The following is a 22,004-nucleotide window of genomic DNA, read 5'->3' as shown; positions in this document are numbered from 1 at the left end:
GCGGCTGACGGGGTTGTCGCCCGCCCCCTCACCCTCGGTCGGCCGGAGAGGGGGAACAACAGCGAAGATCGCAATGTTCGTTCAGACAGGCTTACTGATCCGGGGAGTTCAGGGCGTTCAGGGCGTTCAGGGTGTTCACGGCGTTCAAGGGAGCGGAGGGTGTCCATGGAGCGCGACGAACTGGAGTGCTTCCTGATCCTCGCCGAGGAGTTGCACTTCGGCCGCACGGCCGAGCGCATGCGGCTGTCCCGGGCCCGGGTGAGCCAGCTTGTGCAGCGGCTCGAACGCCGCGTCGGCGCACCGCTGTTCGTCCGTACGAGCCGCCGGGTCGCCCTCACCGGCCTCGGCCGGCAGCTCCGCGAGGACCTCGAACCCCACCATCGCGCGATCGACGCGGCCCTCGCCAGGGCTGCCGCTGCCGCGCGCGGTGTCAGCGGGGTACTGCACATCGGATTCTCCGGCCCGCCGGCCGGGGAGATCGTGCTGCGGGCGGCCGAGGCGCTGCGCGCGAGCCACCCGGAGCTCGACGTCGAGATCTGTGAGGTGCCGCTGTCCGATCCGTACGGGCCGCTGCGCAAGGGCGAGTTCGACGTCCAGCTCACCGAGCTCCCGGTGCGCGAGGAGGACCTGGGCGCGGGTCCCGCGCTGTTCACGGAGGAGCGGGTGCTGGCCATCGCCTCCGGGCATCCGCTCGCTGCCCGACGCCGCGTCTCGCTCGAAGACCTGGCCGAGGTGGTGCTGCTGACGATCGCCGGTGACATCCCCGATTACCGGCTGGAGTACCACGTCCCCGCGCACACCCCGGGCGGCCGCCCCATCGCGCGCGGTCCGGGCGTCACCAACATGCAGGAGGCACTGATGCTCGTCGCCGCCGGAAAGGGCGCGTTCCTCACCGCCGCACACACCGCCACCTACTCCGCCCGCCCCGGCGTCCGCTACCTCCCCTTCGACGACGCCGCCCCGGTCGGCTACGGGCTGGTCTGGCGCGCCGGCGACAGCACCGGCGCAGTACGCGCCTTCGCGCGGACCGCGCTGGAGGCGGTGGCGCGGGCCGACGAGCAGACGGGGGCCCCGGCCCCCGCATCCCCCGCATCTCCCATATCCCACACATCCCCTGCATCTCCCATATCCCCCACGTCCCGCGCCAGGAGGCAGGCGGTGGCCGGGACCGCGGTCTGAAACCCCGCCTTCCGACGACGTTCAGGGGTGCATCCGGGCCCCCTTGAGCACTTTGTCCACCGCGTTGCGCGGCCCATACACAGCGAGACCCACCAGATCCAGTTGGTCCCTCGGCGTGGCGGCTACCGCCGCACGGTTGTCCTGGTCGTTGCCGGTGGCGAAGAGATCGGAGGTGAACACCGACCGGGGGAGCGAGCGGGACAGGGCGCGACCGTGCGCGGCGGTCAGCGTCTCCTTCGCCCCCTCGAAGACGAGGACAGGCTGGCGGAACATCGGCAGGTAGGGGGTGCCGTCGGCGTCGGCGTACGGTTCGCCGATCACCTCGGGCAGCTCCGAGCCGAGGCCGCTGACCAGGAATGCGGTCACGTTCAGCCGCTGCCAGGGCTCCAGATCGTCGCGCAGCAGTACGGCGATCTTGGTGTCGAAACGTACGGGCGTGTTCTCGGTCGTCATGCATCGAGGCTGCCGGTCGGGCAACGGCACTGTCTTGTACGTTCTTTGCATGGTGGCCCGGCAGGAGGTTTCCGCGTGGCGCCCGCGGATCGCGGGTGTTGTGGAGGTCTTCCACGCCCACTTCACCGAGCATGCGTACCCGATGCACGTCCACGAGGCATGGACCCTGCTGATCGTCGACGACGGCGCGGTGCGCTATGACCTGAACCGCCACGAGCGCGGCACCCCGCACGACACGGTGTCCCTGCTCCCGCCGCAGGTGCCGCACAACGGCTCACCCGCCACCCCGCAGGGCTTCCGTAAGCGGGTGCTCTACCTGGACCTGAGCCAACTCGACGAGAGCTTCATCGGTCCGGCGGTGGATGGCCCCGACCTGGTCGACCCTCTCCTGCGCCGACGCGTCGGGCAGCTGCACACGGCCCTCGCGAGCCGGGGCGACGAACTGGAGGCGGAGAGCCGTCTCGCCCTGATCGGAGAACGGTTGCGCGGCCACTTGCGGCCCCGGCTCGCCGCCGGCCCGCCGGCGCCCGACCGCAGGGTAGCCGGCAGCATGCGGGAGCTCCTCGACGAACGGCTGCTCCATGGGGTGTCCCTGGCCGAGGCCGCGAAGCTGGTACATGCCCACCCCACGCACCTGGTGCGGGCGTTCAGCAGCGCCTTCGGCATCGCCCCGCACCAGTACCTGATGGCCCGCCGGGTCGACCGCGCCCGACGGCTGTTCCTCGACGGGCAGTCACCCGGCGAGGTGGCGGCCGCGACCGGCTTCTACGACCAGTCGCATCTGACCCGGCACTTCAAACGGCTCGTGGGCATCACCCCCGGACGTTACGCCCGTATGGCCACCGCCCTCGGGCGGTGAGCGCCCAGCCGATGAGGTCGAGGTCTGGCGAGTCCTGTCATGGCCCACGACGCGGGCTTGGTCGGCCCCGGGGCGTAGAGCCTGTAGCACCATGGCATCGAGGATCCACCTACAGCCGAGGAGGGGCATGACGGACGTGAATCCGCTGGTCTGGATCGCCGACGTGTACGAGACCCACTGCCTTGTCCTGGCCAAGGCCCTGACCGGCCGTGAGCTCATGTCGCGCCTGGGGGCCGGCACCGCCGAGATGTTCGTGCCGCGGGACGAGGACGAGGCGAACGCGTTCCTGTGGGCGGGCATGGCGGACTACTGGACCTGGGGTGCGGCGCGAGCCGGAGAGGCCGACGGCTGGGCCTTCTCGCTGGAGCCGGCCAGCCTCTGGGGCAGCGGCTCGGCCCGACTGGAGTGCGCCTCCCGGGGGACGGAGGTGATCTGCTGCTTCACGGCGGGTGGAGCGGAAAGCGTCGAATACTGGCAGGACGGCGCGCTGATCACCGGCTTCGACACTGCGGCTCCGCAGGAGCGAGCGGCACGGGGCGGGGCGAATCCGGACCGGCTTGTGGAGCAGATGCGGCGGGTCGGCCTCCTCGACGCGGACGGCTCCGCTCGGCGGCACGGGGGCTGGCGCTGCTGCACGAGGTGACGGGCGTGGTCGTGTCGCAGGAGCAGACCACGCTGGCGTTGACGGGCAGGCTCCCGGCGGACGGCCTGACTCCGGAGCCATCACGGGTGGACGGGTTCCGGGGGCCGGATCCGGGCACTCCCGTGACCGATCCGGGCACTCCCGTGATCGAGGGGGGAGCGGTTGGCGGCCCGGTGGGTGGGCGTTCCGCCCCGCGGCCGGCCGGGAGGGCGAAGACGACCGGTGGGCTGGGCGCGTCCACGGGGCAGTGAGCCCGACGTGCTCTGCCGGCCCCGGGACGTCCCGGGGCCGGCAGAGCACGGTGCGGTCAGCGGACGGCGAGCCAGAACTTCTCGTCGTCGAGGACCCGCTGGTTCTGGTAGAAGGCCGACAGGGATCCACCCACCGACCCGTTCTCCTTGTTGGGGACGTGGCCGATCGTGCAACGCCGTCCGGTGACGTCGTTCAACGGAGTGACGTTCCACCGCCCGTTCTGCGGCGTGTCGGGGCGGATCTGGGCGCAGTCCTTGCCCCTGAGGCCGAACTGGCCACCGCTCTGGTTCGTCGCGGCGAACGGGAACTCGTCGCAGCTGTCCTCGGGGACCGTCGGATCCGCCTTCCACGCCGAGTCGCAGACCTTGCCGCGATTGGAGTTGATGACCGACTCGTCCATCTCGCGGGTCAGCGGGCTGCCCTTGCCCTCCCAGCCCCAGTGGTCGGTGAGGTGCTGCATGGAAAAGGCGACGTTGACGTGCCCGCGGTTCTTCAGCGGCAGCGTCAGCGTGGGGGCGAACGACGGGAAGACGCAGCCGACACTCGCACCGCTGGCGATCTTGTCGCAGCGGATGGTCATCTTCCCCGGCGGCTCGAAGGTGGCCGGGTGCAGCAGGATCTGGCCGGATCCCGTGATGGTCACCGTGGTCTTCGTCGTGAACCCCTGGGTGTTCTGCCCGGCCTTCCACTTGTGGGTGGTGCCGCCGTGGAGGGTCTTGCCCACGGAGATCTTCTGAGCGCCGCCCCAGGCGGTGCCGGCTCCACAGGCCCCGCCACCGACGCACTCGGTCTTCCACACCGCGCGCAGCCCCTTGGCCGCGCCCCACGCCGAGTCCAGCTTCAGCGAGTCATCGGTCTTCCATTCGCCGCTCTTGGCCGCGAGCGTGATCTCCTGCTTGGCGGTGAAGGTCGCCCCGCCGATCTTCTTCTTCGTCCTGGTGTCGAACACGGTGTACGTGAGCTGAACCGAGCCGCAGGCGTCGAAGCGGGTGAAGTACCACTGCCCCATCGTGACGCTGCACTTCGGCGCGGCGCTGAGCGCTTCCCCCGCCGGCTTCGACGGAGCCGACCGCGCCGCCGTCTTCACCGCGGCGGGCTTCTGCTGCTCAAGGCAGGTGACCTTCCCCATGCCCGCCGCGGCGTAGCCCTCCAGCTTCGGCCGCACCGTGTCGCAGGTGCGCTCGTTCCTGAGCTCGACGGGGCCGGCTGCCTTGGGCTTCGGGATCTCGCCGGTCGGACCGACGCGCAGTCCTGTCGCCGTCCCCGTCCCAGGTGCCGACGCCGTTGCGGAGGCGGGAGCCAGCAAGGCGGTGGTCAGGGCCAGTCCCGCCCCGGCTGCGGCCAGGGATATTCGTCTGCTGATGTGCATGCGTGTCCTCGGTTGGGCGTCGTGCATCGGCGCGTCAGGGCGCCTCAACCGGCTCGGCGGGGCAGCCCGACGTCACCCACCTCACCCGCCACCGATTTGATTGACACCCCACCTGAGCTGCACTAATCAATTCGTCCTGCGTCCTCTTGCCGTTCCGGACGCCGTTTGCGGGCCTGGTTGCCTGGTCCTTAGGCTGGCGAAGCATTCAGGGGAGAAGAGCGGGGAGGGAGCGGCGCGTGGGCCGTCCGGAGAAGGCCATCGATCCGCTGGACGGTCCGGTGCAGCGCTTCGCGTACGCGTTGCGCAAGCTCCGCGACGAGGCCGGTAGACCGGCCTACCGGGCGATGGCGCGGCGGGCGGGGTACTCGGCGGCGACGCTGTCGCAGGCGGCGGCGGGCGAGCGCCTGCCGAGCCTGCCGGTGCTGCTGGCCTACGTGCGCGCCTGCCAGGGCGATACGGAGGAGTGGCGGCACCGCTGGGAGCAGGCTGACGAGGAGATCACGGCGCAGCCGCGCCCCGACGATGAGGACGGCGAGCCACCGTATCGGGGACTGGCGCGCTTCGAGCCGGGGGACGCGAAGCTGTTCTTCGGCCGCGATGCGATGACGGGGCGGCTGGAGGAGACGGCCCGTCGGCATCGCGTCAGCGCCGTGGTGGGTGCGTCGGGCAGCGGCAAGTCCTCTTTGCTGCGTGCCGGTCTCGTACCCCGGCTGCGGCGCCCCGATCAGGAGGCGGGGCGGATACCGGCTGCGGTGCGGTTGCTCACCCCCGGCGCACATCCGATGAGGCACGCCGCTCGGCTGACGCCGGCCGACGGCCCGGCAGACACCTGGCTGCTGGTGGACCAGTTCGAGGAGTTGTTCACCCTCTGCGCCGATCCCGACGAGCGCGAGGCATTCCTGGACCGGTTGCTCGCCGCCCGGGACGACGGCAGTCGGCTACGGGTGGTTCTTGCCGTACGTGCCGACTTCTTCGGCCGATGTGCCGATCACCACGCCCTGTCCGCCGCACTCGGCGACGCAACGCTCCTGGTCGGTCCCATGGGCTCGGACGAACTGCGGGCGGCCGTCGTGCGACCGGCCGGAGCCTGCGGGCTCACCGTTGAACGCGAGCTGACCGCCCGGGTCCTTGAGGAGGTCGCGGACGAGCCCGGCGCGCTGCCGCTGATGTCCCACGCCCTGATGGAGACCTGGCGCCGCCGGCGAGGACGCACCCTGACCGTGCAGGCGTACGAGGCGGCGGGCGGCCTGCGCGGCGCCATCGCCCGCACCGCCGAGGGCGCCTACCACCAGCTCACCCCTGCTCAGGCCGCCCTCGCCCGCCGTATCCTGTTGCGCCTGATCGCCCCCGGCAACGGCACCGAAGACACCCACCGCCCCACACTGCACGCGGAGTTCGGCACCACCGACGGCGCTGCCGAGGCCGACATCGAGGCCGTCATCGACCGCCTGGCCCGCAGCCGCCTGCTCACCCTCGACGACGGACACGTCTTCCTCGCCCATGAGGCACTGATCACCGCCTGGCCGCGGCTGCTCGGATGGATCAACGAGGAACGCGACCTCATCCGCCTGCACCGCCGGCTCACCCACGATGCCACCTCCTGGGACGACCTGGACCGCGACCCCGGTGCCCTCTACCGCGGCACCCGACTCACCCAGGCCGACGAAGCCTTCACCGGTCGGGAGCACAGCGTGCTCAACGCGCTGGAAGCGGCCTTTCTCCAGGCGGGGCGCGCCGCCCGCGACGCCGAACACGCGCAAGCGGTCCGGGCCAAGCGTCGTTCGCGCCGCGCCGCGGTGGGCTTGGCCGTGCTCTGCGCGCTGGTGTTGGTGGCAGGCACCGTCGCGTGGGAGCAGAAGCTCCACAGCGATCAGCAGCACGCCCAGGCCGAAGCGCGACGCCTCGCCACCGTCGCCGCAAGCCTCCGCACCACCGACCCCGTACTCGCCATGCGGCTGAGCCTCGCTGCCTGGAACCTCGCCCACACCCCCGAAACCCGCGGAGCGCTCCTCGCCGCGGCCCTCTCGCAGCGCGAGCTGGACGCCATGCCGCTGCCCGACGACATCGACGGCGACCCTCGAAGGATGCAGCTCAGCGGCGACGGGCACACACTCCTGTACTCGGAAGAGGACCGGATACGCCGCTGGGACGTCCGAACGCACCGTGAACTCGCTCCCCTGAGAGCCGTGAAATCCGATCCGTGGGAAAGCGCCTTGCTCGACGTCACCGCTGACGGGCGGACCGCACTGATCGACGGCCCGGAGGTCGCCCACGTCTATGAGACCGCCGACGGCAGGACGCGGATGCGAGAGTTCCCTTCGACCTTGGGGGAAGGGAAGTTCAGTCGCGACGGGCGAACCCTGCTGACGCTGGATGACCGCTCCGTACAGGTGTGGGACTGGCGGCGCCAGCGTCTCCTGTTCAGGGGAGCACGACCGGAAACCCTCGAAAGCGGACCGGACGTCGAATACACGGCGGTCAGTCCGGACGGCCGGTATGCAGCACTCTGTTCGGGCGGGCTCCCCCTGATGGTCTGGAACACCACAGGAAGCCGGGCGACCACCTTGCCCCTGTCCCCGGCTCGGAAGAACGCCGGGTGTCCCGCGGAGCCCTTGCAGTTCACTCCGGACGGTCGAGGTCTGCTGAGGGTGGATGCGGACCACGGGGCCGAGGTATGGGACCTGGAATCAGGCCGCACGCGGTGGTCGGTCAAACACTCCGGACTGACACAGGTGCGGCTGAGCGGCGACGGCGGACTCCTGGCCGGGCAGGACGGTGACGACATCCTGCTGTGGCACACCAGCCGGCCCCAGGCCCCCATCCTGCGCTACCCGATCCCCAACGAAGAGGTGTCGCAACTACAGATCGACACCGACCACCACGTGATCCGGTACGTGGGTGGCGGAGCAGTGCGCAGCGTCTCCTACTCGCCCGACGGAACCTGGCGCGCTGCTCCCGCAGAGGCGGCGCGGTTCAGTCCCGACGGACGGAAGCTGGCGATTGCGCTCGGTGCGCGGAACAGGAAGCGGTTTCAGCTGCTGAACGCCGACAGCGGCACTCTGTCGGCAGAGTTGCCGGCCCTGCCCTGCCTGCCGACAGCCGAAGAGAAGGATCGTTCCTGCCGCTCCACGTTTCCGGAGTTGGCCTTTCGGCCTGATGGCCAACGCTTGGCTTACGACGCCTTCGCCCCATTGAGCGAGGGAAATCCTGTGTACGTGTGGGATCTTCGGAAACGCGATCGAGTCCAGGTGCCCCGCGCATTTCAACACAACATGGGAAGACCTCTCTTCTCCGCGGATGGTGAGTTCTTGATGGCTGCGGGCATGGACCAAGACCATGTCAGGATCTGGGGTATACGCCGACACACCGTCCGAACTCTGCGGAACGTCGGCGACCCCGTGGCTGCGCACCCCGACGGCCGTTCGCTCGTCGTCTCCACGGACAACGACAAGACCATCGGCCGACTGGTCGACCTGCGCACCCGTCGGGTCATCCGCCAAGCCCTCACCGGCGAATCCACCACAGCAGTCGCCTTCAGCTCCGACGGGCGCCTCCTGGCCGCCGGGGATGCGGCAGGCCGAGTCACTCTCTGGGACGGGAGAGGCCGCCACCGCATGGCCCAACTTGCCGTCACCGAGGGGAGAACCTCCAAGGGCGGCACAGAAGCGGTAAGCGCCCTCGCCTTCTCTCCCGACGGGAGAACCCTCGCCACCGCGGGAGACAAGGGCACCGTGCGTCTGTGGGACACCACCTCCAACCAGCCGCTCGGCCAAGCCCTCCCCACCGCCCCCGACGACCCGGTTCTCGCCCTCTCGTTCGCCCCCGACGGCAGCACCCTGCGCGTCGCAGGTCGGCACACCCCCGTCCAGAGTTTCACCACGGCCCCGGAACCCGCCGCCCGCACCCTCTGCCGACGCGCCGCAGGCGGCCTCACCCCCGACGAGTGGCGCTCCTACCTGCCGGACGTCCCCTACCGCACCACTTGCTGAAGGCCGGAAGCCGGCTGTCGGCTCATTCCAGGACGGCGAGGTGGTCGGCGGCGCCCCCGTGCCACTCGATCAGGAAGAGGGTCGCGTCGTCACTGGTGCTCCCGCCCCGTTCCTCCTTCAGCGTGTGGGAGAGCGCGCGCACCACTGCCCGCACCCCCCTTTCTTTCTGCCCGATGCGGTTGACCCAGTGGATGAGCTGTTCCTCGCCGAACTGCTCTTGGCCGGCTTCGTGCTCCTCGATGAGGCCGTCGGTGAAGCACAGGACCCGATCGCCACGATGGAGTGTCAGCTCGCTGACCCGGGGTTCCTCACCTCCGAAGCCGACCGGCAAGGTGGTCGGGCTCTCCAGTCGCCGGAGGACCTGGTGGTTGCGGATCAGCATCGGTGGGGGGTGGCCCGCGTTGACCCACTGCAGGTGGCCCGTTGCGATGTTCAGGCGCATCATCTGCGCGGTCACGAAGTGTTCGGGGCCGAACTGCTCGGCGATGGCCCGATCCATGAACGCGTAGATCTCGGACAGACCGATGCCGGCCCGCCTGGAGTGCCGGTAGGCGCCGATGGCGACCGTGGCCATCGTGGCGGCGTCGAGGCCGTGGCCCATGGCATCAACCACGGCCATGTGCAGGATGTCGTCGTTGAGCGCGTAGTCGAAGCTGTCCCCCGCGACGCTGTAGGCGGGCTCCAGGATCCCGGCCACTGAGACCTGCGGCACGGACATCGCCAGCGGCGGTAGCAAGGACCACTGGATCTCCGCAGCCACGCTCATGGGTTCACGGCGCCGGGCGAGGAAGAACTGGTCGGTATAGCTGTGCTTGGTGACCAGCATGTCGGCGATCAAACCGGCGAGCCTGCGCAGCAGGCGCCGGTCGTCGTCATCGACGGTATCCAGAGTGAGGGCCAGCACACCCACCTGGTCACTGCCGTCCAGCAACGGTAGATACATGCGGAGACCGTCTGCCTGCGGTACTTCGACAGTGGTCGCCTCCAGGAAGGCCCTGCCGGCAGGGGAATCGGCGATCGGCTCGGGCTCGCCGACGACCAGCCGTCTGCCCGGCAGCGGCACCAGCAGCAGCTGTGCGTAGTCCTGCAAGAGGATCGAGATGTCCCGGCCACCGACCCTGGCCACCTCTTCCGCGATCAGCGGAGCGACCAGCTGAGGCGGCATCTCGTGTGCCCGGTCCAGCAGGACCCCCAGCAGTCGCTCACCGAACCCCTCCGACCGGTCCACCGTGTCCCTGCCCGGCTGCCGATCACCCTCCGTCATAGCCGTGCCCTTTCACTTCACCGGCCTGGTTTCGCCTGACCCCCGAGCCGGTGGTCTCCCGAGAGTGGGTCACTGGGCAGCTTCGTGTGGGGCTTCGGTGTTGCTCGGCCGCCACACTCTCGCCAGGACCCCGCTGGTTCCCTGCCGTCCGCCGACGGTGCGCAACGGCCCCGGCGTATACACACCGGGGCCGCCCTTCCGGGCCGGTTGCACGTGAGAGTGCACCGGTCCACTGACCATGTTATGCCTGTGTCGCATATCCGGCAGAATGCTCTTTTGGGCATTTCTGCCCCTGATTGGCAAGGGCCGTGCCGCGTCAGCCGCGTCCCTCCTCCTCGGCCTCCATAAGCCGAATTCCCTGGTGTGTCAGAGTGACCATCGCGGGTGTGTTGCCGGTTGCCCAGTCGACCGCGATCAGGCCCTCACCCACCAGATACGTGCAGGCTGCAGCCAGGTCCTCTTCGTGGATACCGAGGTCATCGCGCAGTCGGGCCCCGGCGACGCCCAGTAGGCGGTTGCCTTCGGTGGCCTCGTACAGGGCCTGAAGGACCTGGGTGCGGTACGTCTTGCGTTCGCGCAGTGTTGCCATCGCTGCCGCCCTCTCATGCTTGGTATCGGCGCGGGAAGTGGAACCGGGGCGGCGGGCGCCCCTGCCCAGCCGTCCGGTGCGGCGCCGCGCACCGTTGCGGTCGGTGCCTCAGACCTCGTCCGGCTGCGTTCGGTCGTCGTCCGACGACTTGCTGGACAGCAGCCAGGAGCGGGCGGGCTCGGCGGCGTGGGCGGTGTCAACGGTGAGGTGGAGACGGGTTCCGCCGTCGTGGCCTACGGGGTAGCTGCGTTGCTCTGTGGAGGCGAAGCAGCGCCGGAGAACCTCCGCGACCTGGCGTGCCGTCTCCGGGGACGCGGCGACGATGCGAACTTCGGCGTGTCCGGCCGAGGGCACTGGTTCCGCTGGTTTCATGGTGTCCTCATTCAGTCAGGTGGCGTGGGAAGCACCCCGGTGACGTGCCGGTGGGCGCGCCGCCTCGGCGTCGCACCCACCGCCCCCGGCCAGAGAAGCGTCGGTGTCATCCGCGGTCCCCGTCGTGGTGTCCTGCGGCCCCGCCCTCGGTGTCCCACTCCGATTCCCGGCCCCGGTCCTCGGCCGCGTCGCGGATCGCGTCCTCGTCGTCCATCAGCCTGCTGGCGGTGAGGAGGCTGCCGGGGATGGTTGCGGCGGACATCAGCCGGGCGGCGGAGGCCGCGCCGGTTTCCGGTGGGATCACCAGGAGGTCCCAGCGTCCTGCGTTGTAGGAGAGCAGTATCAGCTTGTGCGGGTCCTGCTCATCCGTGAACCAGCCCACGTGCACCGTGTGCCCGGTGACGGGCACCTTCGGGGGGATCACCGGCCAGTGGGTCGGGTTCACCGTGACGTGGGTGATCCGGCCCCAGCACCTGTCCAGCCTGTCTGTCAGAGCGGGCAGCTCGCGGAAGAGGTCCCGGGACCGGGGCCACCAGGCGCCGTCCAGAAGCCCTGGAGGCGCGCCCGCGGGCGTCAGAGCCAAGCGGGCCGGTGGCGAGGAGACGCGCTCATCGATCATCGTGCGTTCGGTAGTCATGGTCATGGCGCGAACCCGCCTCCGGGCCGGTCTTCGACTGCCCGGTGTTGTTGCTCGCCGGGAACGGCACCGGCACAGGGAGCCGGTGTGCGACGTACTCCCGGTGTCTTCACACTACTCCGGCCCACGGCCCGTATGCCTCCGCGACCAGCGCTTTCGCAGGAATGCGAGCCGCGCTGAGCCTCGCGGACGAGCCTGCGGGCCGGCATGCGGAGTACGGTGAAGCCCTGGAACCCTTCACTGTGGCGACCACGGCGGGTCCGCCACGGGCCATCCAGTGAAGATGCCGGTCCCCGTCGAGGGGAGCTCACCATGGCCGACTCCGACACCCCGCGTCCCCCCAGGCTCCTGCCGGACGGGATCCACGAGGCAGTGAAGCCCGGGACAGCACTTGTGAGGCTGGAGACGACACGGCTGCGCGAGGGAATCCTCGATGGCGCGTGGTGGCCGCGATCCCGTGACATCGCCGCCGAACTACCGAATCTGATCACCGCGTTGAGCCGGCATCTCGGCCCGATCACCCGCGTGGGACTGGACGCGAGTGCCTGGGAGGAACTGCCGACGCGACTGATCATCGACGACCGGGTCGTCCACCTCGACTCCTTCCCGGTCGGTGACGACACCGTCCTCATCACCCGAGGCGACACGGATCATTTCTCCCTGCTGGTCGTGCCTCCGCAGGCGACGCTCGACGCGGCACGCGCCGCGATGGCCCAGGCCGTACGAGCCGACAACATCACCCCAGCCGAGCAGATCCTCATCGACACCGGGACCCATCCCGCACACCCGAGTCCCGCGGAACGCACACAGACAGACGAGCGACGCGGCGATTCGACCTGACGCTCCGCCCATGGCCCCCCCCTTTCGGCCGGTCACGAGCGCTCGCACACGGCCCTCCCGACCGTCCCTCGCGCCGGTGGTCGCCCGGCGCTCAGTCCTCACCCGCGGCGCCGGGCGCGGGTCCGCCGCCCGTGCCGCGCTTGTAGACGTCGGGGATGCCGTCGGCGTCCTCGTCGCGGTTCTCCGCCTCCCACAGCCCGCGGTAGATGCGGTTACGGCGTTTGACCAGCAGCGCGGCCATTGCCGCGGCGAGCAGTGAGCCGAGCAGGACGGCGGCCTTGACGCGCCCGGTATCGGCCGGGTCGGGGAAGGCCACCTCACCGATCAGCAGGGCGACGGTGAAGCCGATACCGGCCAGCACTGCGAGGGCGAAGACATCGGCCCAGGCCAGGTCGGGGTTGAGCCGGGCCCGGGTGAACCGGGCGGCGAGGTAGGTTCCGGCGAAGATCCCCACCGTCTTGCCGACGACCAGGCCCAGTACCACGCCCAGCGGCTCCGGGCGGGTGAACACCGCGCCCAGCACGGGGGCCGAGACGCTCACTCCGGCGGCGAACAGGGCGAACAGCGGCACGGCGACACCGGCGGACACCGGTCGCAGCAGGTACTCGGTGCGCTCCCCGGGCGAGGCGTCCTCCCCCGCGTCCTGGTCACGGGCACAGCGCAGGAGCAGGCCCATCGCCACCCCGGACACGGTGGCGTGCACCCCGCCGTTGTACGTCAGGGCCCAGATGGCCACGCCCAGCGGCGCGTACCACCACCAGCCGCGCACCCGGAACCGCTGCAACAGGGAGAACACCACCAGCCCGGCGAGGGCACCCCCGAGGGCGGCCGGCTTCAGACCGCTGGAGAAGAACACCGCCACGACCAGGATCGCGCCCAGGTCGTCGACGACCGCCAGGGTCAGCAGGAAGGCCCGCAGAGCGGTGGGCATGTGGGTGCTGAGCACGGCCAGCACCGCCAGCGCAAAGGCGATGTCGGTGGCCATCGGCACCGCCCACCCCCCGGCACGCCCGCCGCCGACCGTGACCGTGGCCAGGTAGATCGCCGCGGGCACCGCCATGCCGCACACCGCGGCGACCACCGGCAGCACCGCCGTGGCCGGGGTGCTCAGCCCGCCGACCACCAGTTCGCGCTTGAGCTCGATCCCGGCGACCAGGAAGAAGACGGTGAGCAGCCCGTCGGCACTCCAGTGCTCCACCGACAGATCCAGCCCGAGCGCGGGAACGCCGAAGTGGAGATCGCGCAGTGCCTCGTAGCTTCCGTTCCACGGGGTGTTCGCCCACACCAGCGCCACCGCGGCGGCGCCCAGCAGCACCAGCCCGCCGACCGTCTCCGTCCGCAGGGCCCGGGCCACCTGCACGCGCTCCGGCCAGGGCAGCAGCCCGAGGAAGACCGAACGCTCACGCGGAGCAGCACACATGGGAGGCACCTCCGGGGCATTGCCGGGCGGGCACAAGGGCCCCTTCGACACCGACCGGACTTCCCGCACCCCGCGTCTCTCGACGCGTTCCTCCCACGCTATCCGCCGCAGCCTTCCACGCCCGTGCCCCTGCTGACCAAGCCGCCCGGCGCGTCAGCCAACCGCGACGAGAACCGCCGCCAGGCAACGACGCGGGCCCGGTCGAACAGGTCGACGCGCGGGACACGATGGGCACATGGCGTCACTATCCCGGGGCCGCATCTCATCCTCGCCTTTTCAGTGCCCGTGCCATGCGTGGGATCTCCTCGTGGACCAGACGGCCGACCACCGCACCGCCGAAGACGACGACCCCGACGCCGACCAGCCAGGACTGGAGGACCAGCACGGTACCGAAGGGCCCGTAGGAGACCGCGTTGGATGCGATCAACGGCGAGAAGACGACCTGGGAGAAGACCCTGAGACCGAGCAGTCCGATCACGGTGGCCACCGCGCCGGGCAACAGAGCGCGCCAGGCGACCCGCCCGCCGAGCAGCAGGCGCTGCGACCACCAGAAGAACACGACGGCGCTCAGCGCGGCGGCGAAAGCGCCCGCCGGGGACTCCCGCCGCAGTGTGGTGGTCGCGGAGACGAAGAGGTAGCCGGTGAGGACGCCGAGCCACACCACATGCCGCCACCTGGCCCACCAGCGAGCCGGCGGCAGATCCCAGACCTTCTCGTAGCCGGTCTGCACCGCCGCACTGAAGGACAGACCGAAGACGGCGAGGGCGGCAATGCCGAACACGGTCGTGGTCCGCAGTGCCTGGCTGGGGCGGATGAACAGCCGCTCGACCTCTTCCCTGGCAGCCGTCGAGACTCCGAGTCCTTCCCCCAGCCACTGCGCGAACCCCCGCCCATGCTCCGGATCGCCCGAGGACACAATGATCAGGAGCGGCACCAGCGTGAGGAGCCCCAGCGCCGCGAAGCCCAGGGACCGCTGCCACAGTTCGAGATCGATGCTCCGCCGCCATCCGCGGCCCACTGGTGAATGGCTGATCGCGTCGCGTAGTCGTCCGATCAGAGATGGACGGCCTGCTGCGCTGGAAGGCTTCATCGGCATGCCCGTCGACTACCACGGTCGCTGCCACCGCGCGAACGCGCGACGCGCAGATTCCCGGATAACCTGGAAGGGGCAAGCACTGCCGGTCTCGGCGGGCTGTGACTACCCGTGTTGACGGCTCGCACCGGCTGGGTGAACGGCTCAGGAGGGCACGCCATGATCCAGGCAGCCGATATCCGTGAGTGGCGCAACCACAACGTCGTCGACCCGAGGGGCCACAAGATCGGGGTGCTCGAAGCGATCTATGTGGACACCACCACCGACGAACCGGCCGTGGCCACGGTCCGGACCGGACTCCCCACCCGTCACCGCCTGGCCTTCGTCCCCCTGGACGACGCGATCCTCGGGCCGGACTACCTCAAGGTCTCCTACGCCAGGGCGCTGGTGAAGAAGGCGCCCTCGGTCGGCATGGACGACATCCTGCCCGCCGAGGCAGAGGAAGCGGTCTTCCGGCACTACGACATGACCTACCAGCCGGGAGCGGGCGGCGAACGGCAACTCGCACGTCGCTGACCGCCGCCCGCGCCCAGTCCCAAGGAGGCGTTCGCATCATGGCTCTCTTCCTGTTCCTCGCACTGGTGGCCGTCGTGCTGGGGATCATCGGCGCGGTGGCAGAAGGTCTGGGCTACCTGCTGATCATCGGCATCGTGCTGCTGGTGGTCGACGTGGTCTTCATCGCCGTGCGCTGGTCCCGACGGACGGGGCGGCGCCCCATCCGGTGATACGGGCCGCTTCGGGGCACCCGGGGCCTCAAGCGCCAAGCGCCGCCGCAGTACGTGCTGATCCACTCATCCGGCACAGGGAGGCAGCGCGGCCAGCCGGGGCCGTCGTCTGCGTCCCCGGTTGCCCGTGGCTGACCGCCTCTACTGGTCCGGTAGCGGGTCGAGCGGAGTCGGCAGACGGTCACCGTCGTCCTTGGGCTCCGCCGATAATTAACGGCATGATCGACCGTCAGCTGCGTGTGGTACTGGCCGAGGACTCCGTCATTCTTCGGGAGGGGATGGTGGAGCTGCTGGGTGCCCGGGGGTGTGAGGTGGTGGCTACTGCGGGGACGGCCGGGGAGCTCTTGGCAGCGGTCGAGGAGCAGGGGCCGGATGTGGCGGTGGTGGACGTTCGGATGCCGCCCACGCACACGGACGAGGGCATCCGGGCCTCGGTCGAGATCCGGCGGCGCCGGCCGGAGGTGGGCGTCCTGGTGTTCTCGCAGCATGTCGAGACGGCTTGGGTGGAGCGGTTGATGGCGGCCGGTGCGGCGGGGGTCGGGTATCTGTTGAAGGAGCGCGTCGCCCGGACGTCGGAGTTCGTGGAGGCGCTGCACCGGGTCGCCGAGGGCGGTACGGCGCTCGATCCCGAGGTGGTGACGCGGCTGATGCGGCGCGGGCAGCGGAGCCGGATCGACGCGCTGACGCCGCGGGAGCGCGAGGTGGTGGAGCTGATGGCGCAGGGGCACTCCAACCGGTCGATCGCGGCGCGGTTGGTGGTGTCCGAGCGCGCCGTGGAGAAGTACGTGGCGGCGGTCTTCAGCAAGTTCGACCTGCCGGCGTCGGACGCCGACAACCGCCGCGTCAAGGCGGTGCTCGCCTACCTGTCCGAGGCGGGCGCAGGCGGCTGAGCCGCGCTCAGAGCCGCGTGGGGAGTTCGGCGGTGATGGTGGTGGGTCCGCCGGTCGGGCTGGTGATCCGCAGGGTGCCGTCGACGGCTGCCAGCCGTTCGCTCAGGCCGGACAGTCCGCTGCCGGCGCCGAGGACGGCGCCGCCGCGTCCGTCGTCGTGCACGGTGAGCCGTACCCGGCCCGCTGCCGAGGTGACCTCGAGCGCGGCCGCGCTGGCGGCGCTGTGCTTGGCGATGTTGGTGAGCAGTTCGGCGACGCAGAAGTAGACGGCCCGTTCGATCGCCGGTTCGGGACGTTCCTGGAGGTCCAGGCTGATGGCGACGGGGACGGGGGAGGCGGCGGTGAGGGGCGGTAGGGCTTCGCCGAGGCCGGAGTCGAGGGCGACAGGGTGGATGCCCTGGGTGAGTCGGCGCAGTTCGGCGATGGTGTCGTCGGTCTGGCCACGGGCCCGGCCGACGAGGGTGCGCAACCGCGCGAGGTCCGGGCGGTCGTCGTCCGCGAGGGCGTCGTCGGCCAGGGACAGCGTGATGGCGATGGCGACGAGCTGGGCCTGGGTGCCGTCGTGCAGGTCGCGCTCGAGCCGGCGGAGGTGGTCGGTGTTCTCGGCGAGCAGAGTGCTGCGGGCGGATTCGAGTTGGCGCAGTCGTCGCTGGGTGCGGGCGGGGCCCAGTAGGAGCCGGGCCAGGCCCCGGTTCAGCGAGCTCAGCGCGCGGATCGCGCTGGGTACGGTGGCGAGCAGGGCGAGGCCGAGGAGGACGGCTGCCGGGTCGGGCCATCCGAGGGGGTGTTCGCCCGGTTCGAGTAGTCGGGCCCAGAGCGGGTAGCCGATCAGCCAGCCGCAGGCGAGCGGCAGGGCGACCGCCGTGGCGAAGCCGAGTACGCCGAGCGGCAGCCGCAGCAGCAGGTAGAGCAGGGTCCGCCAGGCCACCGGATCGGTCAGCACGGCGCGTCCTCGGGCGATCACGCCGTCCACAGGAGGAAGCGGCTCGGGCGCCGTGATGTGCTCCGCGAGCAGTCGGTGGACGAGCCACCGGTGGAGGTCGCCCAGCCGCCGTGCGCCCCGCAGGGCCGCGACCACGAACGGCAGCCCCAGCACGGTGAGGGAGAGCAGCCCACCGGCGTACAGCACCGCCAGCGCGTACCCGCCGCCAAGCACGGTCAGGGGGAGACCGACGATGTCGAAGGCGAGGTCGCCCCCGCGGACGGCGAAACGCCGCAGGCCGCCGCGCTCGCCGACGCGGTCGGCCGTGCTGTCGCGCTCAGCCACGCTGCCCGCCCACCCTTTCCGTCGCGGGCCCGGAGGCCGCCCGGGCGCCGGTGCCGAGGATGCCCGGCACGGTGAGCGCGGCCGCGCCGACGACGATCCAGCCGCAGGTGGCCGCCGGGACGGACGGTACCGCCGAGCCGGTCAGCGCCACGCTGAACGACGAGGAGGCAGCCGCGGCCACGAGCCCACCGAGCACCACGCCCACCGCGGTGGTCAGCACGGCCTCGATACCCAGCATGCTCAACAGCCGGCGGCGTGTCGCGCCCACCAGGGTGAGCAGCGCGAATTCACGGCGTCGGTCGGCGGTCAGGGCGACCAGGGTGTTGACCGTCGAGACGGCGGCGAAGCAGACCAGCAAGGCCAGTTCGACCTGCCGCAACCAGGTGTCGGTGTCCGATGTCACGGTGGTCAGTCCGGGGTCGGCCGCCCGGCCGAGCGCGTTCTCGGCGGTGCTCGTCATGATCGACATGGTGCCCGACAGCCCGACCAGCAGCGCCACTGGCACCACGGCGGCCGAAAGCCGGTGCGCGTACCCGCGCAGGTTGGCGTCGGCGAGCCAGCCCGAGCATCCGGCCACGGCGCGTACGGGTGCGCCCAGGACGGCGACCATGCCGCGGGCCGCGAGGGGGCCGAGCAGGGCGACGGCGATCAGTAGGACCAGTGAGGCCAGCAGGGCCGCTTGGCCCGCCTTGTCCCCCTCGTCCGGAGGCCGGGTGGCGGCGAGGCGGCAGAGCAGGCCGCCGCCCACAAGTGCGGCCGCGCCGACGAGCACCCGCATGAGGCCGCCGCGGCCGTGCTCGGTCGAGCTCGCCGCCATGGCGGCGGCCGGCGCGATCCGCGCGATGCGGCGCGCGGCAACCGCTGCCGCCGCCGTACCCACGACCAGGGCCGCCGCCGTGGCCACCAGCATCGGTACGGGCGTCGCAGGCACGCGCACCGCGGGCGAGGCCATGCCGCGGCGCGTCAGCTCGGTGAGGAAGCGCCGGGCGGCCACCGCGCCGGCCACCGACCCCGGAACGGCCACCAGCACGACGACGGCCACGACCTGGTGGCGCACCAGCCGCCGGACCTGCCGGGGCGTGGCGGCGATGGTCCGCAGCAGCGCCAGCTCCCGGTGCTGCTGCCGGACGGCGAAGCCCAGTGCGTTGACCACCACGAAGAAGGCCACCAGCACGGCGATTTCGCCGAACGCGGCCGCGATCACCGTCAGCCCGGGCCCCGTCGGAGCGGTGCGCGCACGGGCGGGGGCATCGAGTTGCGCGGCCAGCAGCGAGCCGAACAGCGTCATTGTGGCAACGGCCAGGAAGAGCGCGGCCGCCAGGCCGAGGAAGGTGGCGGGACGCTGCCGCATCTGTCCGAGCGCGAGACGCGTCACGGCCGGCTCACCCGCCCAGCCGGCTGAGCCGGTCGGTGATGCTCTGCGGCCCGGGCCGGTCGAGGTCGTCGACCACCCGGCCGTCGGCCAGCAGGACCACCCGGTCCGCATACGCCGCGGCCACCGGGTCGTGGGTGACCATCACGCAGGTCTGCCCCTCCCGGTCCACGCCGGCGCGCAGCAGCGCCAGGATCTCGTGGCCGGTGGTGCGGTCCAGGGCGCCGGTGGGCTCGTCCGCGAACAGCACCGCGGGACGGGACACCAGGGCTCGGGCGATCGCCACCCGCTGCTGCTGGCCGCCGGACAGCTGCCCGGGCCGGTGCCGCTCGCGGCCGGTCAGGCCGACCCGGGCGAGCGCGTCCAGCACCTCGGCCCGGCCCACTCGCTCACCGGCGAGGCGGCCGGGCAGTTCGACGTTCTCGGCGACCGTCATCGCCGGCATCAGGTTGAACGCCTGGAACACGAACCCGACCTGGCTCCGGCGCAGTTGCGCGAGCCGCCGCTCGGGCAGTCGCGACACCTCCGTACCGCCCCACCAGACCGCACCGCGCGTGGGCCGGTCCATCCCTGCGAGGCAGTGCAGCAGCGTGGTCTTTCCCGAGCCCGAGGGGCCCATCACCGCGGTGAACGTCCCTGGCCCGAACGCCAGATTCACCCCTCGCAGCGCGTGTACGGCGGCGGCGCCCCGACCGTACTCGCGGTGCAGTTCCTCCGCCCGAGCGGCGGGTTCCGTCATCAACAAGGTCATGACGTCATCCTCGGCAGCGCGGGCCCGCCGATCGATCGTGCTCCCACCCGAATCGGGGGTTCGGATAACCGAACCCCGGCCGCGCCCACAGAAACGGCCCTGCATGCAGCAACGGCCCGGGAGCGGCGACGACGCGTGCTCCCGGGCCGGGTTGCTCCCGGGCCGCCGCCGGGTGATGCTCCTTGCCTGCGCCTTGTGATCTGCAGCCACGTGGCCTGTTGTCGGCGGCGGCAGGAGACGTGCCCAGCAAGAAAATGCGTGGAACCACGTGCCCAGCCATGCCAGGCTGAGCGGCGTCGAAGGGGTGTAGCTCAGAGGCCAGAGCGCCGGTCTCCAAAACCGGATGTCGCAGGTTCGACTCCTGTCACCCCTGCCATGTGTCACCGGCAACGGTACGGACTGATGCGCGGGTGGCCCCGTGCGCAAGTGGTGCGGGAGCCCAGAAGAGGTCTAGACAATCAACAAGGCCCAGGTCGCTGACCTGGGCCTTCACCATGGAGCGGGTGACGAGAATCGAACTCGCGCTCTGAGCTTGGGAATCACAGGGGCTTTCGATGCGTCGCCGCAGGTCAGCGGCCCGTTGTGCAGCAAGCTGCGGCCCGCCGAGGCTGTCGTCTGCACTCCTGGTTGCCCGTGGCTGACCGCCTCTACTGGTGCGGCAGTGGTGCGAGGCGGGCCAATGCCGCCGTGACCCGCCGCCCCGCCAGAGGGATCGCCGTGCGCCCCATCGCCCCAGCTACCTCGGTGGCACCGTTCGTGTGGCATTGTCTGAACCGCACTTTCTACTGCACTCCTTCCCGCCTCCCTCGTGGCATTGGCGTCACGTTGCGCCTCGCACACAATCCCTGTTGTTCGCGGTTTAAGAGAGCTGCAGACGCCCCTCACGTTCACTTTCGTCTGAAACGCGTACTAGTCGAGGAGGCACATCGTGGTGCGGCATTCGATACATCTGCACAGGCGCGCTGTCCTGGGAATGCGGGCCGGTGCGGGTGTGGCGGCGCTGGTCGGCGGACTGCTTCCACCGATGGTGGTCGCTGACAGCGCGGCTGCGCAGGGCACGCAGCAGCACTTCGAGTTCGAGGACCCTGGCCAACACAGCTTCCCGGTTCCTGGCGACCCTGATGAGACCCCCGTGGTGCTTCTGACCATCCGCCTCTGGGGTGCAGGGGCTGGCGGGGGCGGCGGCGCGGGCGGCGCCGGTGGCGGCGGTGGCGGCGGCGGTGGCGGCGGCAGCGCCGCTACAACGGTGGGCGGCGGAGGAGGGGGCGGCGGCGGTGGCGGTGGCGTCGGAGCCGGGGGCGGTGGCGGCGGCTCCGGCGGCTTCGTGGAATGTACCGATGTGCCCGCTCGCCCCGGCACCATATTGACCGTCGTGGTAGGGGCAGGCGGGGACGCCGGCAACGAAGGGGCCGGCGGTGGCGCCGGCCCCGGCGGGGCGGCGGCGCGGTCTCCTCCCCCGGAGCCAGCGGCAGTTCCGGCACTGGAGGCGGCCAGGGCGGCCTCGGTGAAGATGGTGAGGACAGCGAGGTGTCCCTCGCCTTGGTCGACTTGGCCTCTGCTCAAGGCGGCAGCGCCGGTGGGTCGGCGGGCGGCGGGGCAGGTGGCGGGGGCGGCAGAGGCGGCTCTTCCGGCCTGCTCGGCGGTGGTGCCGGTGGTGCTGGCGGCGGTGGTGGTGCTGGCGGTACCAGCGGGGCCGGCGGTGACGGTGGCCAAGTATCAGTTGAATGTGTCGGCATCCTCACCGGCACGATCGGTGGAGACGACGGTAGCGCCGGTGGCGGAGGCGGCTCCGGTACGACCGGCAGTGCGGGGTCAAACCAATCGGGCGGTTCGGGCGGGTCCGGCGGAGGCGGTGGCGCCGGCGGCAGCAGTGGCGGCTCCGGCGGGGGCGGTGGCACTGCCATCGTCGTCGACGGCGACGCCTTCGGCGCTGGCGCCAGTGGTGGCGACGGGGGCTCCGGCGGCTCCGGCGGCAGTGGTGGCGCCGGCGGCCCAGGCGGGCTCTTCGGTGGTGCCGGCCCCGGCTCTGCCGGGTCTGCC

At 71.1% G+C, this 22,004-nt stretch carries 19 protein-coding genes and 1 tRNA gene; 9 read left to right on the top strand and 11 right to left on the bottom strand.

Annotation, left to right across the window (positions count from 1 at the left end):
* The first annotated feature begins 165 nt into the window (after positions 1-165).
* Positions 166-1,179 (top strand): LysR family transcriptional regulator, encoded by a 1,014-nt coding sequence (locus tag Q3Y56_RS16645; RefSeq protein WP_304462696.1) that lies wholly within the window; start codon positions 166-168, stop codon positions 1,177-1,179.
* Between the two features lie 21 nt (positions 1,180-1,200).
* Here the strand turns inward: Q3Y56_RS16645 and Q3Y56_RS16640 are convergent, their stop codons facing one another.
* Positions 1,201-1,632, bottom strand: a complete 432-nt coding sequence (locus tag Q3Y56_RS16640) for a DUF2000 domain-containing protein (protein WP_304462695.1) — start codon at positions 1,630-1,632, stop codon at positions 1,201-1,203.
* A 49-nt stretch (positions 1,633-1,681) separates the two neighbouring features.
* Here Q3Y56_RS16640 and Q3Y56_RS16635 point away from each other — a divergent pair, with 49 nt between their 5' ends.
* A complete protein-coding gene (locus Q3Y56_RS16635) occupies positions 1,682-2,491 on the top strand; it encodes an AraC family transcriptional regulator (RefSeq protein ID WP_304462694.1) in 810 nt (269 codons plus the stop codon).
* 127 nt (positions 2,492-2,618) lie between these two features.
* On the top strand, positions 2,619-3,134 hold the full coding sequence (locus tag Q3Y56_RS16630; protein WP_304462693.1) for a DUF6461 domain-containing protein: 516 nt from the start codon (positions 2,619-2,621) through the stop codon (positions 3,132-3,134).
* 307 nt (positions 3,135-3,441) lie between these two features.
* Here the strand turns inward: Q3Y56_RS16630 and Q3Y56_RS16625 are convergent, their stop codons facing one another.
* Entirely contained in the window at positions 3,442-4,755 is a 1,314-nt protein-coding gene (locus Q3Y56_RS16625; protein ID WP_304462692.1) for a hypothetical protein, read from the bottom strand.
* Positions 4,756-4,991: 236 nt separating this feature from the next.
* Between Q3Y56_RS16625 and Q3Y56_RS16620 the strand changes: the two genes are divergently transcribed.
* Positions 4,992-8,744 carry a hypothetical protein gene (locus Q3Y56_RS16620; RefSeq protein WP_304462691.1) on the top strand — a complete coding sequence of 1,251 codons (3,753 nt, stop codon included), beginning with the start codon at positions 4,992-4,994 and terminating at the stop codon, positions 8,742-8,744.
* A gap of 22 nt (positions 8,745-8,766) precedes the next feature.
* Here the strand turns inward: Q3Y56_RS16620 and Q3Y56_RS16615 are convergent, their stop codons facing one another.
* From Q3Y56_RS16615 to Q3Y56_RS16600, 4 genes are all read right to left on the bottom strand, one after another.
* On the bottom strand, positions 8,767-10,008 hold the full coding sequence (locus Q3Y56_RS16615; RefSeq protein WP_304462690.1) for a PP2C family protein-serine/threonine phosphatase: 1,242 nt from the start codon (positions 10,006-10,008) through the stop codon (positions 8,767-8,769).
* A gap of 316 nt (positions 10,009-10,324) precedes the next feature.
* Positions 10,325-10,597, bottom strand: coding sequence for a hypothetical protein (locus Q3Y56_RS16610; RefSeq protein WP_304462689.1), 273 nt, complete (start codon positions 10,595-10,597; stop codon positions 10,325-10,327).
* 108 nt (positions 10,598-10,705) lie between these two features.
* Positions 10,706-10,969 (bottom strand): hypothetical protein, encoded by a 264-nt coding sequence (locus Q3Y56_RS16605; RefSeq protein ID WP_304462688.1) that lies wholly within the window; start codon positions 10,967-10,969, stop codon positions 10,706-10,708.
* Between the two features lie 106 nt (positions 10,970-11,075).
* Positions 11,076-11,612 carry a DUF5994 family protein gene (locus Q3Y56_RS16600; protein ID WP_304462687.1) on the bottom strand — a complete coding sequence of 179 codons (537 nt, stop codon included), beginning with the start codon at positions 11,610-11,612 and terminating at the stop codon, positions 11,076-11,078.
* A gap of 306 nt (positions 11,613-11,918) precedes the next feature.
* On the opposite strand from Q3Y56_RS16600, the gene Q3Y56_RS16595 reads away from it, so the two are divergent.
* The gene (locus tag Q3Y56_RS16595; protein WP_304462686.1) at positions 11,919-12,446 is read left to right on the top strand and encodes a DUF5994 family protein; all 528 of its coding nucleotides are present in this window, start codon (positions 11,919-11,921) and stop codon (positions 12,444-12,446) included.
* A 91-nt stretch (positions 12,447-12,537) separates the two neighbouring features.
* On the opposite strand, the gene nhaA is transcribed toward Q3Y56_RS16595, so the two are convergent.
* Positions 12,538-13,866, bottom strand: a complete 1,329-nt coding sequence (nhaA, locus tag Q3Y56_RS16590) for a Na+/H+ antiporter NhaA (RefSeq protein WP_304462685.1) — start codon at positions 13,864-13,866, stop codon at positions 12,538-12,540.
* A gap of 262 nt (positions 13,867-14,128) precedes the next feature.
* Positions 14,129-14,962 (bottom strand): YhjD/YihY/BrkB family envelope integrity protein, encoded by an 834-nt coding sequence (locus tag Q3Y56_RS16585; protein ID WP_304462684.1) that lies wholly within the window; start codon positions 14,960-14,962, stop codon positions 14,129-14,131.
* 156 nt (positions 14,963-15,118) lie between these two features.
* On the opposite strand from Q3Y56_RS16585, the gene Q3Y56_RS16580 reads away from it, so the two are divergent.
* The 3 genes from Q3Y56_RS16580 (at position 15,119) to Q3Y56_RS16570 (ending at position 16,574) form a co-directional block, all read left to right on the top strand.
* Entirely contained in the window at positions 15,119-15,475 is a 357-nt protein-coding gene (locus tag Q3Y56_RS16580; RefSeq protein ID WP_304462683.1) for a PRC-barrel domain-containing protein, read from the top strand.
* 38 nt (positions 15,476-15,513) lie between these two features.
* Positions 15,514-15,684 (top strand): hypothetical protein, encoded by a 171-nt coding sequence (locus Q3Y56_RS16575; protein WP_304462682.1) that lies wholly within the window; start codon positions 15,514-15,516, stop codon positions 15,682-15,684.
* Between the two features lie 218 nt (positions 15,685-15,902).
* Entirely contained in the window at positions 15,903-16,574 is a 672-nt protein-coding gene (locus Q3Y56_RS16570; RefSeq protein ID WP_304462681.1) for a response regulator transcription factor, read from the top strand.
* 7 nt (positions 16,575-16,581) lie between these two features.
* On the opposite strand, the gene Q3Y56_RS16565 is transcribed toward Q3Y56_RS16570, so the two are convergent.
* The 3 genes from Q3Y56_RS16565 to Q3Y56_RS16555 are packed head-to-tail and all read right to left on the bottom strand — an operon-like array spanning position 16,582 to position 19,964.
* The gene (locus Q3Y56_RS16565; RefSeq protein WP_304462680.1) at positions 16,582-17,841 is read right to left on the bottom strand and encodes a sensor histidine kinase; all 1,260 of its coding nucleotides are present in this window, start codon (positions 17,839-17,841) and stop codon (positions 16,582-16,584) included.
* Entirely contained in the window at positions 17,834-19,216 is a 1,383-nt protein-coding gene (locus tag Q3Y56_RS16560; protein WP_304462679.1) for an ABC transporter permease, read from the bottom strand. The genes Q3Y56_RS16565 and Q3Y56_RS16560 overlap by 8 nt, the downstream gene beginning before the upstream one ends.
* A 7-nt stretch (positions 19,217-19,223) precedes the next feature.
* Positions 19,224-19,964 (bottom strand): ABC transporter ATP-binding protein, encoded by a 741-nt coding sequence (locus Q3Y56_RS16555; RefSeq protein ID WP_304462678.1) that lies wholly within the window; start codon positions 19,962-19,964, stop codon positions 19,224-19,226.
* Between the two features lie 300 nt (positions 19,965-20,264).
* On the opposite strand from Q3Y56_RS16555, the gene Q3Y56_RS16550 reads away from it, so the two are divergent.
* Positions 20,265-20,340 (top strand) — tRNA-Trp (locus tag Q3Y56_RS16550).
* Positions 20,341-22,004 lie beyond the last annotated feature (1,664 nt).

This window comes from Streptomyces sp. XD-27 (assembly GCF_030553055.1).
GTDB lineage: Bacteria > Actinomycetota > Actinomycetes > Streptomycetales > Streptomycetaceae > Streptomyces.
Note: the sequence above shows the minus strand (reverse complement) of the source record. Positions and strands in the feature narration are given on the sequence as shown.

Bases quoted from the DNA above. Each gene is read 5' to 3' on its own strand.
- Q3Y56_RS16610 (WP_304462689.1), bottom strand. From the start codon at position 10,597: ATGGCAACACTGCGCGAACGCAAGACGTACCGCACCCAGGTCCTTCAG.
- Q3Y56_RS16600 (WP_304462687.1), bottom strand. From the start codon at position 11,612: ATGACCATGACTACCGAACGCACGATGATCGATGAGCGCGTCTCCTCG.
- Q3Y56_RS16555 (WP_304462678.1), bottom strand. From the start codon at position 19,964: ATGACCTTGTTGATGACGGAACCCGCCGCTCGGGCGGAGGAACTGCAC.
- Q3Y56_RS16630 (WP_304462693.1), top strand. From the start codon at position 2,619: ATGACGGACGTGAATCCGCTGGTCTGGATCGCCGACGTGTACGAGACC.
- Q3Y56_RS16570 (WP_304462681.1), top strand. From the start codon at position 15,903: ATGATCGACCGTCAGCTGCGTGTGGTACTGGCCGAGGACTCCGTCATT.
- Q3Y56_RS16625 (WP_304462692.1), bottom strand. From the start codon at position 4,755: ATGCACATCAGCAGACGAATATCCCTGGCCGCAGCCGGGGCGGGACTG.
- Q3Y56_RS16580 (WP_304462683.1), top strand. From the start codon at position 15,119: ATGATCCAGGCAGCCGATATCCGTGAGTGGCGCAACCACAACGTCGTC.
- Q3Y56_RS16605 (WP_304462688.1), bottom strand. From the start codon at position 10,969: ATGAAACCAGCGGAACCAGTGCCCTCGGCCGGACACGCCGAAGTTCGC.
- Q3Y56_RS16635 (WP_304462694.1), top strand. From the start codon at position 1,682: ATGGTGGCCCGGCAGGAGGTTTCCGCGTGGCGCCCGCGGATCGCGGGT.
- nhaA (WP_304462685.1), bottom strand. From the start codon at position 13,866: ATGTGTGCTGCTCCGCGTGAGCGTTCGGTCTTCCTCGGGCTGCTGCCC.
- Q3Y56_RS16615 (WP_304462690.1), bottom strand. From the start codon at position 10,008: ATGACGGAGGGTGATCGGCAGCCGGGCAGGGACACGGTGGACCGGTCG.
- Q3Y56_RS16575 (WP_304462682.1), top strand. From the start codon at position 15,514: ATGGCTCTCTTCCTGTTCCTCGCACTGGTGGCCGTCGTGCTGGGGATC.
- Q3Y56_RS16640 (WP_304462695.1), bottom strand. From the start codon at position 1,632: ATGACGACCGAGAACACGCCCGTACGTTTCGACACCAAGATCGCCGTA.
- Q3Y56_RS16645 (WP_304462696.1), top strand. From the start codon at position 166: ATGGAGCGCGACGAACTGGAGTGCTTCCTGATCCTCGCCGAGGAGTTG.
- Q3Y56_RS16585 (WP_304462684.1), bottom strand. From the start codon at position 14,962: ATGCCGATGAAGCCTTCCAGCGCAGCAGGCCGTCCATCTCTGATCGGA.
- Q3Y56_RS16595 (WP_304462686.1), top strand. From the start codon at position 11,919: ATGGCCGACTCCGACACCCCGCGTCCCCCCAGGCTCCTGCCGGACGGG.